This is a genomic window from Paenibacillus sp. CECT 9249 (genome assembly GCF_918697855.1).
Classification (GTDB): Bacteria; Bacillota; Bacilli; order Paenibacillales; family Paenibacillaceae; genus MSJ-34.
Genome location: NZ_CAKKLI010000030.1, coordinates 49,079 through 57,204, shown reverse-complemented (window position 1 = coordinate 57,204; position 8,126 = coordinate 49,079). Strand labels below are relative to the sequence as shown.

Annotated in this window: 7 protein-coding genes and 2 pseudogenes; 5 read left to right on the top strand and 4 right to left on the bottom strand. The window is 50.0% G+C overall.

All coding sequences use genetic code 11. The annotated features are described in order from the left end of the window. The 3 genes and pseudogenes from LQ229_RS18805 to LQ229_RS27340 all read right to left on the bottom strand — a co-directional run. A partial coding sequence (locus tag LQ229_RS18805) for an IS110 family transposase (RefSeq protein ID WP_230192546.1) occupies window positions 1–220 on the bottom strand: 220 nt, incomplete at its 3' end. Between the two features lie 351 nt (window positions 221–571). After that, window positions 572–1,005 (bottom strand): annotated as a pseudogene (locus LQ229_RS27345) (transposase). 146 nt (window positions 1,006–1,151) lie between these two features. After that, window positions 1,152–1,416, bottom strand: a pseudogene (locus LQ229_RS27340) (transposase). 198 nt (window positions 1,417–1,614) lie between these two features. Between LQ229_RS27340 and LQ229_RS18795 the strand changes: the two are divergent. Then, complete coding sequence (locus LQ229_RS18795; RefSeq protein ID WP_230192545.1) at window positions 1,615–1,812, top strand: hypothetical protein; 198 nt, start codon at window positions 1,615–1,617, stop codon at window positions 1,810–1,812. On the opposite strand, the gene LQ229_RS18790 is transcribed toward LQ229_RS18795, so the two are convergent. Further along, entirely contained in the window at window positions 1,787–2,779 is a 993-nt protein-coding gene (locus tag LQ229_RS18790; protein WP_216540736.1) for a LacI family DNA-binding transcriptional regulator, read from the bottom strand. The genes LQ229_RS18795 and LQ229_RS18790 overlap by 26 nt on opposite strands. A 914-nt stretch (window positions 2,780–3,693) precedes the next feature. Here LQ229_RS18790 and LQ229_RS18785 point away from each other — a divergent pair. Genes LQ229_RS18785 through LQ229_RS18770 form a run of 4 tightly spaced genes read left to right on the top strand, consistent with a single transcriptional unit; the run spans window position 3,694 to window position 8,094 of the window. Then, a complete protein-coding gene (locus LQ229_RS18785; protein WP_230192544.1) occupies window positions 3,694–4,515 on the top strand; it encodes a sugar phosphate isomerase/epimerase family protein in 822 nt (273 codons plus the stop codon). A 47-nt stretch (window positions 4,516–4,562) separates the two neighbouring features. Continuing rightward, a complete protein-coding gene (locus LQ229_RS18780; RefSeq protein ID WP_230192543.1) occupies window positions 4,563–5,600 on the top strand; it encodes a sugar ABC transporter substrate-binding protein in 1,038 nt (345 codons plus the stop codon). A 51-nt stretch (window positions 5,601–5,651) separates the two neighbouring features. Next, the gene (locus LQ229_RS18775; protein ID WP_230192542.1) at window positions 5,652–7,136 is read left to right on the top strand and encodes a sugar ABC transporter ATP-binding protein; all 1,485 of its coding nucleotides are present in this window, start codon (window positions 5,652–5,654) and stop codon (window positions 7,134–7,136) included. Then, on the top strand, window positions 7,129–8,094 hold the full coding sequence (locus tag LQ229_RS18770; RefSeq protein WP_216540731.1) for an ABC transporter permease: 966 nt from the start codon (window positions 7,129–7,131) through the stop codon (window positions 8,092–8,094). Before LQ229_RS18775 ends, LQ229_RS18770 begins: the two co-directional genes overlap by 8 nt. Window positions 8,095–8,126: the final 32 nt, after the last annotated feature.

The window sequence follows — 8,126 nt, the reverse complement described above, 5'->3', positions numbered from 1 at the left end:
TCCACACAGGTTTCCAGTAGACGCCTGTGCTTTCCATGGCGACATGGACACATTCCCGGTCTTGAAGCCAGTCCAACAGGCGAATCAGTTCATCGGTTGTTGTTCCAAATGTTTCGATTTCTTTCGATGGCTTCTTATCCAATGAGCCGTATAGAAAGCAAGCCACGACGTTATCCTGGTGGATATCCAATCCAGCACACCGTTCCAAAATCGCATCCAAAACAAACAGCTCCTTCTGAGGTATTGAAGGGAGATCATGCAACCTTGTACAAATGATACTTTGTACTCGTACTCGTAGTGACAATCGGCGATTCTCGTGGTTGCAGTTGGTCCGATTTGTGTACGGTATTGATACACCAAAAAGCTTTCGACCTATGATCTGCCCATATTAATTACCCCAAAAACGGATACAGTTTGCAACTCTATTTTCATTTATGGCGATGGTCGTCAGGCCATGGGGGATTTGTGTGAAAATCCTCTAAAAGAATTAGCTAGTCCGAATTACGTTGGATTTGTCCTTGGACTTGGCTTTACGCTACTCAAGGAACTCTTTTATCTTGGTGCTCATTTCTCATCTTGTTCTATGAGGAGGGCGCCTATGAGACGAATCACAGAGTCTCGATTTCGAAAAGATGCGAATGACGCGTCCACAATGTCGGATTTCGGCGTTTAAACGTTCTATAGCGTTTGTCGTCCGTGTACGAGTTCTGATCAGATGGAGGGCAAGCACACTGGTAGCGTCTTCAAATGCTTCCTCCAGATGTTCATTACCTTTGGAACTTGTTCTTGAAATTTCTCGATCGTTTGCTTTAATAACGTGCGTGCTGTTTGTGGATTTGCTGCTCCAAAGATTGTACGAACGTGTGCTTGATTTCGCTGCGATTTCCTTTCGAAGAAGTATCCAGTATGTTCTTCATCAAGTGGATTTGACATCTTTGCTAGGTCACGCCTTGAAAATGTTGACGAACAGCACAAGACTAAACCGCCATGGTGGTCGCTTTTAATCTCTACCCTATGTAACCCACGTTGCTTCAGATGGCTGAAGAACTCCCCCCTCAGTTAGATTGTGACTCGGTGTCCCCGATGAAAAGTCCGAGAAGTTCCCGATTCCTTCTAGATTGATACCGGTCGAGATCGCCTCGTGAGCGCACTCACCCGTCTTCACGGGCTTTTGTGTAAAGAGCACCAACGATGACGAAAGGTACTCCCCTCATCGCAAGCACAAGGGCCTGCTCACCTCGTTGATAACGAGCAAACAACTCCGTAGAGAATTTTCCATCTATAAAGACCGGAACATGCAGCGTCAGGTTGCCTACACGAGTCATGAGGGTAAGTTCCATTTCGATAAGCAAGACGTTCTTCCGTACGCTCATAACGTTCCGCTTGAAGTTTTTCTGTTGCCTGTGCTTGTAATATTTGATTGAATACAGATTAAAGTAACGCCCCTACCCCGGTAACTTGAGAATTTTCTAAAAACAATTGATGCAAAAGTTTTGAATCTACGGTAACCCGAATTGAGCCATACTCAATAACTCCTCCCTGGAAAGTAAGGGGGCGATTGGGTCATGCCCCGGAAGGCGGGAACCTCAAGATCGCGCCATGGAGGCAGGCGCTATGAAGCCGCCGTCGCCCGCCATAGCTTCCATGCTTGCGGGGCCTGCTCTCCATCGCGCCGCCAACGAACCGCAACGCGACCACCGCAGCACTGTCACAGGCAACGCCACCCCGGACCGCCGCCTATTCAAAAGCTCGATACCTGCGCCCCGCCAAGCCCGACAGAAGGCGTTTATACCGATGTCGATTCGCGGATGATCAGCTCATGCGGCATGATGAGCGTTTGCATCTCGCTTTTTTTGTTCTTGAGCTTGTTGATCAGAATACGGGCCGCTTCGCAGCCCATTTCGTACATCGGCTGCGCTACCGTCGTTAAGGTCGGATTCATCATGCTGGCGAACGGGATGTTGTCGAAGCCGACTACCGCCACGTCTTCGGGACAGCGGAGGCCCGCATCGCGGATCGCTTTCAGCGCGCCGATCGCGAGCACGTCGCCGACGGCGAATACGGCGGTCGGAGGCACGTCAAGATGAAGCAGCGTTCTCATCGTCTGCAGCCCGTGATCGTAGTTGAGGTCGCTGTAGCAAATATATTGCCGCCGGACCGGTATGCCGGCTTCCTCCAATGCTTGCGTATAGCCTTGGCGGCGGTCGACCGCGTACTTGTATTGTTCGCTCGAGCTGATCAGCGCTATTCGCTCGTGGCCGATCGCGATCAAATATTTGACCGCCTTGTACGCGGCGCTGACATTGTCGATCCCGACAAAAGGAATTCGCTCATCCAGCGTCTTGTCGCCGCATTGTATGACGGGGTAGCTCCGGTCCAACTCCGCAGTCAGAACCTGCTCCACGGTAGGGTCGAGCGAAATGATTCCGTCGGCGATCCGCTGTTTGGCCATGTTTAAATAAAAGCTTTGAATCTCTGAAGACGAGTCTGTCTCGCATACGAGAATGTAGTAATTTTCTTTGCGCGCCGTATCTTCAATTCCTTGCAGCACTTTCGAATAGAACGGATTGGAGATGCTCGGCAAAATGGTCAAGATCATATGGGTGCTGGAAGTCCGTAAATTTCGGCCCAAAATGTTCGGCTCGTAATTCAGTTTGCGGATCGCGTCTTCCACGGCTTTTTTGGCGCGGGCGGAAACGGCCGAATGGCGGTTGATCACGCGCGAGACGGTGGCGACGGAAACCCCGGCTTCCTTAGCGACGTCTTGAATGGTAACCATAGGTACATGCGCCCTTCTTTTTTAAATAATAATATTTTATCAAATTTTGGTTCATTTTTCCTCTGCGCTTATTGCAATTTATCCTCTACGAGCATAGGCGATATTACATTTCCCGGTTGGGATGGTGCCATTAAATACAACGGATTTTTGTACAAAACTTGAAATCTGCGAGAGTGCGCAAAATGTATAGGGAAAATCATACGCTTTGTGCGGCACACGCATCAAATCAGTCGATTTCATTCGAAAATTCGTACACAATGCGCGATTTGAGCCCGGATCCTGTAAAATGTATGCGAAAAATCATACAAAACGAGCGGCACACGCATCGAATCAGTCGATTTCATTCGAAAATTCATACACAAACCGCGATTCGAGTCAGGATCCTGTAATTATGTACGAAAATTCATACATAATGCGCGATCCACGCTTATACCTCATCGACAACCTCATACAGGTCCGTTAGCGAGACGAAAAGTGAAAATTCGGGAAGGCAGGGACAAATTTTGTCCGTTGCTGCTCCCTCCCAGATCGATAGCGCCCTCAAAATCCGTTAACTCGTAATAGCATTCTCGGACAAAATAGGGTCTCCAAAATCCGTTAATCTTGGCAAAATTGTAATCGTTTACGGAATTATATATGAAAAACAAATATGATGTCAAACGAAAGGATAAGCCGGAAACGGGCGTCACGCAAACAATGTAAGAAAATCTGCAATGGGCAGTTGACAGAAAAATGAAATGGTAATAGAATACAAATTAAATTTATAGAAAACGATTACATAAGGTATTTATGACGGAACAGCAGGGTTGATAAAAACGGAAATAAAAAGGCTTAATCAGTACCAGTTTTATTTTATGCGTCGCCAATGCAGAAAAATGTAATGGATTACATTTCAACTTGAAAGGAAGGTTGGCATGAAAAACTTGCTATGCCTCAACAGCAATACGTATCACGGATTTTCGCTGGACGAAGCGATCCGGGGGACGGCGAAGGCCGGTTTCCGTTATATCGAGCTTGCCGCCGTTCGCGGGTATACGGAGCATGTCAGATGGGAGATGAGCGGCGACGAAATCCGGGATGTCAAGGCGAAATTGGCGAATCACGGCCTGGAGTGCATCGCGCTTGGAGCGCACAGCAATTTAAACAGCGCAGAGGGAGTATCCAATTTTGAACAAAGCATTCGTTTGGCGAGCAGGCTTGGGTGCAAATATATCGTGACATCGACAGGCGACGCGCATGACGACCATGATGTCATCGAGGATGAAAGCGAGCTGCTCCGCGTTTTGAAACCGCTTGCCAAGATGTGCGAAAGTGCCGGCATCACCCTAACGATCGAAACGCACGGCAACAACTATGCAACCGGCAAGGCGGTCAAGGCGTTGGTGGAACAATGCGATTCGCGGTTTATCGGGGTCAATTACGATACGGCCAACGTTATTTTCTACGGGCGGACCGTTCCTTACGAAGATTTGCAGCAGTCGTCCGACCGCGTGGAATTCATCCATTTGAAGGATAAAATCGGGTTCGAACAAATTTGGAATTTCCCCGCGATCGGCGAGGGGGATATCGATTTTGCGAAAGTGTTCCGCATTTTGCAAACGACGAACTGCACCGCTCCGCTCAGCGTCGAAATCGAATTTACGTCGGCAGGACCTTCCGGCTTGGAAGAAGTGGATCAAGCGGTCGCGGACTCGTACCGGGCGATTCAAACGGTCATGTTGCAAATGAACCGCTAGCTCCCGCTAGCGTTCAGATAAATCAAATAACAGGAGGATTCACAAGCATGAAAAAGAGAACGTCACAATGGTTGGGGTTATTGCTGGTATTGACGATGTCGATCGCTTTATTCGGCTGCGGCGCAAAAACAGAGAGCAACGAAACGCCGTCCGCCGAAAACAACAAACCGGCGGAAACGTCGCAAGACAAAAAGCTGAAATTCGGCTACATCGCTTACAACATGAAAGATATGTGGAATATGTACGGCGCCGAGGCGTTCGAGTATGCCGGCAAGCAGACTGGGGTCGAGACGGTTATATTGGATGCGGAAAATAATCTGGAAAAATCGGTATCGCTCATGGAAGAATTGATCTCGAAAAAAGTCGACGGCATTTCCATCTATCCGATCTCGCCCGAACAAGCGGCTACGCTGAGCAAAATGGCCAACGACGCGGGCATTCCGGTCACGTTCGAAAACTTGAAGCCGGGCGATAATGCGGGCGACTATATTTCCACGGTTGCCGCGGAATACGATGTGATCGGGGCGAAAGCGATCGAATTCATCGCCGCGACTTGGCCGGGCTCCAAAGTGCTGTTTGTAGCCGGCGCCAAAGGCTCGGGCGTATATGAAACGTACCAGGAAGGCGTCGACCGCGCCTTGCAGGAAGCCGAAGACAAAGTGACGCTTGTGGACGTCGTTCACGGCGATTGGGAAACGGAAAAATCGATGAATGTAACGCAAAACTTTATTCAAACGGGCAAAGAATTCGATGTCGTATTCGCCAACAATGAAATGCAAGCGAAAGGCGTCATGAACGCTTTGAAAGAAGCCGGTTTGCAAGACAAAGTGAAAGTCGTATCCACCGGCGGAGGCCCGGACGGACTGAAAATGATCGAGGACGGCGAATTGACCGCGACGATGTCCGCGCCGGTATCGCTGCAAGGACTCATTACGTTCAAAAACTTGTACCAGCATGCCCACGGCAAAACGCCGGATAAATTCATCACATTGCCGATTATTCCGGTGACGAAGGAATCGTTGCAAAGCGCAATCAGTTGGCAAGTGAACGACTTGGCGGTTGAATATATCGGCGGATTCGAATAAGGTCGATACGGCATGAACAGCATTTACGAAAGCAAGCAACCCTTTATTGAAATGAAGCGTATCGTAAAAAGCTTTTCCGGCGTACGGGCTTTGTCGGACATTACGCTCGACGTCTACGCCGGGGAAGTGCATTGCCTCGTCGGCGAGAACGGCGCAGGCAAATCCACGCTGATGAAGGTGCTGTCGGGAGCGTATATTCCCGACAGCGGCAAGATTGCGGTAGGAGGAGAAGAATATTCGACGTTAACGCCGCAGCTTGCCCGTCAGTGCGGGATCAACATCATTTATCAAGAGAATTTGCTCGTGCCGACGATGAACATCGTGGAGAATATTTTCGTCGGACACGAAAAAACGAATCGGTTCGGTTTCGTCGACCGGAAGGCGATGCTGGCGAAAACGATGGAAGATATGAAGTTTCTTGGCATCGAGCTCGATCCGTATCGGAGAATCGAACATCTCAGCGTGGCGGAGCAGCAGTTCGTGAAAATATTAAAAGCGCTGGTGATGGAGCCGAAGCTGCTTATTATGGACGAACCGACATCCATGTTCAACGTGGAGGATGCGGGCCGCGTGTTGAAGCTGGTCCGGAAAATCGCCGGCAAAGGAATCAGCATTATCTACATCTCCCACTTCCTGAAAGAGGTCGCGCAAATCGCGGACCGCGTTACCGTCATTCGCGACGGCGCCGTAGTCAATACCTACTTCAACGAGAACAAGGACATCGATTTGGGATTAATTACGAAAGATATGGTCGGGCGTCCCGTCGATATGTTCTATTCCAAAGAAGAGCATCCGATCGGCGATGTCGTTCTGGAGGTTAGAGACTTGAAGCTCCGCAAAGATTCTCCGCCCATTCATTTTACGCTAAGGGAAGGGGAAATTTTGGGCATCGCCGGCATGGTCGGTTCGGGACGCACGGAAATCGTGCGCGCTCTTTCGGGTGCGGATAAACATTACAGCGGCGAAATGGTTTTCAAAGGGAAGAAGCTGAGCGTCAAAAATCCGAAAGACGGAATCGAGGCGGGCATCGCGCATATTACGGAGGACCGGCAAAGGCTCGGACTCATGCTCGGCCACAGCATCGTCGAGAATATGACGGTCGTCGGGATGGATAAACGGGTACCGGGATGGTTCGTCAATGTGAAACAGCATGCTCCGCTGATCGAGCCGATCGCCCGGGACTTGAATGTGAAAACATCGTCTTTGTTTAAAGAGGTGAAATATTTAAGCGGCGGCAACCAGCAGAAGGTCGTGCTGGGCAAATGGCTGTTTGCCGGCGCCGACATATTCATTTTCGACGAACCGACACGCGGCATCGACGTCAATTCCAAGACGGAATTCTACAAAGTGATGTCCGCGCTGACCAAAGAGGGGAAATCCATCATAATGATCTCTTCCGATATGCCGGAGCTGATTTCGATGAGCGACCGGATTCTCGTCGTCCGGCAAGGGCGAATCGCGAAGGAATTGACGAAGGACATGATTTCGGAGGAAGCGATCATTAAAAGCGCATTAGAGGTGACTGCAGATGAGTGAGATTCTGGCCGGATTGAAGAGCAAAGAGACGCTGATGAAAAACCAGAAATTTATTTTGCTCTGCGTAATTGTGCTCGTGTCGGCGGCGGTCGGCAGCATTAACAGCAATTTTTTTAGTTTAACGAATATTTTTGCGATTTTTCAGCAAGTTTCGGTACTGGGCATTTTAACGATGGCGATGGCGCTATTGCTTATTTCCGGCGGAATCGATCTGTCGATCGGAAGCATTATGGCTTTGAGCGGAGTCGTCATCTCGAAAATCATGATGAGCGGCGGCTCCGTCGGAGTTGCGGTTGCGGCCGGCCTTGCCGTCGGCTTGGCATGCGGCCTCATCAACGGATTGATCGTCAGCAAGAGCAAAGTGATGCCGCTGATCATTACGCTCGGAATGGGAAGCGTCTATTTCGGCATCGCGCTCATTGTGTCGGAAGGCAAATTCATGAATTTCGGCGGGCAGTTTGAATTTATCGGGCGCACAAAGTTTTTCGGCATTTTCCCGTTCACGCTTGTATTTTTGTTCGTTACGGTTGTGCTCGCTTTCATCTTGCTGAACTATACGAAGTTCGGCCGCAGAATCGTGTCGATCGGGGGCAATGAAGAGAACGCCTACTTGTCCGGCATTCCCGTCGACCGTTATAAAATCGTCACGTACGGCATTAGCGGCGGCATCGCGGGCCTGGCTTCGATCGTGCTCGTTTCCCGCCTCGATTCGATCGTGGCGACTGCGGGACAAGGATACGAGTTGTCCGCTTTGACCGCGGCCATTATCGGCGGAGTTACGTTCGAGGGCGGACGCGGCACGATCGGCGGCGCCTTCCTCGGCGTCGTCATGATCGGCCTGATCTCCAATGCGATGACGATTTTGTCGGTCAACTCTTACCTGCAGACGGCGATTACGGGAGGCATTATCGTCGTGGCGGTCATATTGAGCAATTTGAGCAAATTACGCAAAAAATAGTGCCTCTGATACTCACGGAGGTCCCGTCCGCG

Excerpts from the sequence above, each read along its gene's own strand:
- LQ229_RS18795 (WP_230192545.1), top strand. The coding sequence starts at position 1,615 with ATGAAGCCGCCGTCGCCCGCCATAGCTTCCATGCTTGCGGGGCCTGCT.
- LQ229_RS18790 (WP_216540736.1), bottom strand. The coding sequence starts at position 2,779 with ATGGTTACCATTCAAGACGTCGCTAAGGAAGCCGGGGTTTCCGTCGCC.
- LQ229_RS18785 (WP_230192544.1), top strand. The coding sequence starts at position 3,694 with ATGAAAAACTTGCTATGCCTCAACAGCAATACGTATCACGGATTTTCG.
- LQ229_RS18780 (WP_230192543.1), top strand. The coding sequence starts at position 4,563 with ATGAAAAAGAGAACGTCACAATGGTTGGGGTTATTGCTGGTATTGACG.
- LQ229_RS18775 (WP_230192542.1), top strand. The coding sequence starts at position 5,652 with ATGAAGCGTATCGTAAAAAGCTTTTCCGGCGTACGGGCTTTGTCGGAC.
- LQ229_RS18770 (WP_216540731.1), top strand. The coding sequence starts at position 7,129 with ATGAGTGAGATTCTGGCCGGATTGAAGAGCAAAGAGACGCTGATGAAA.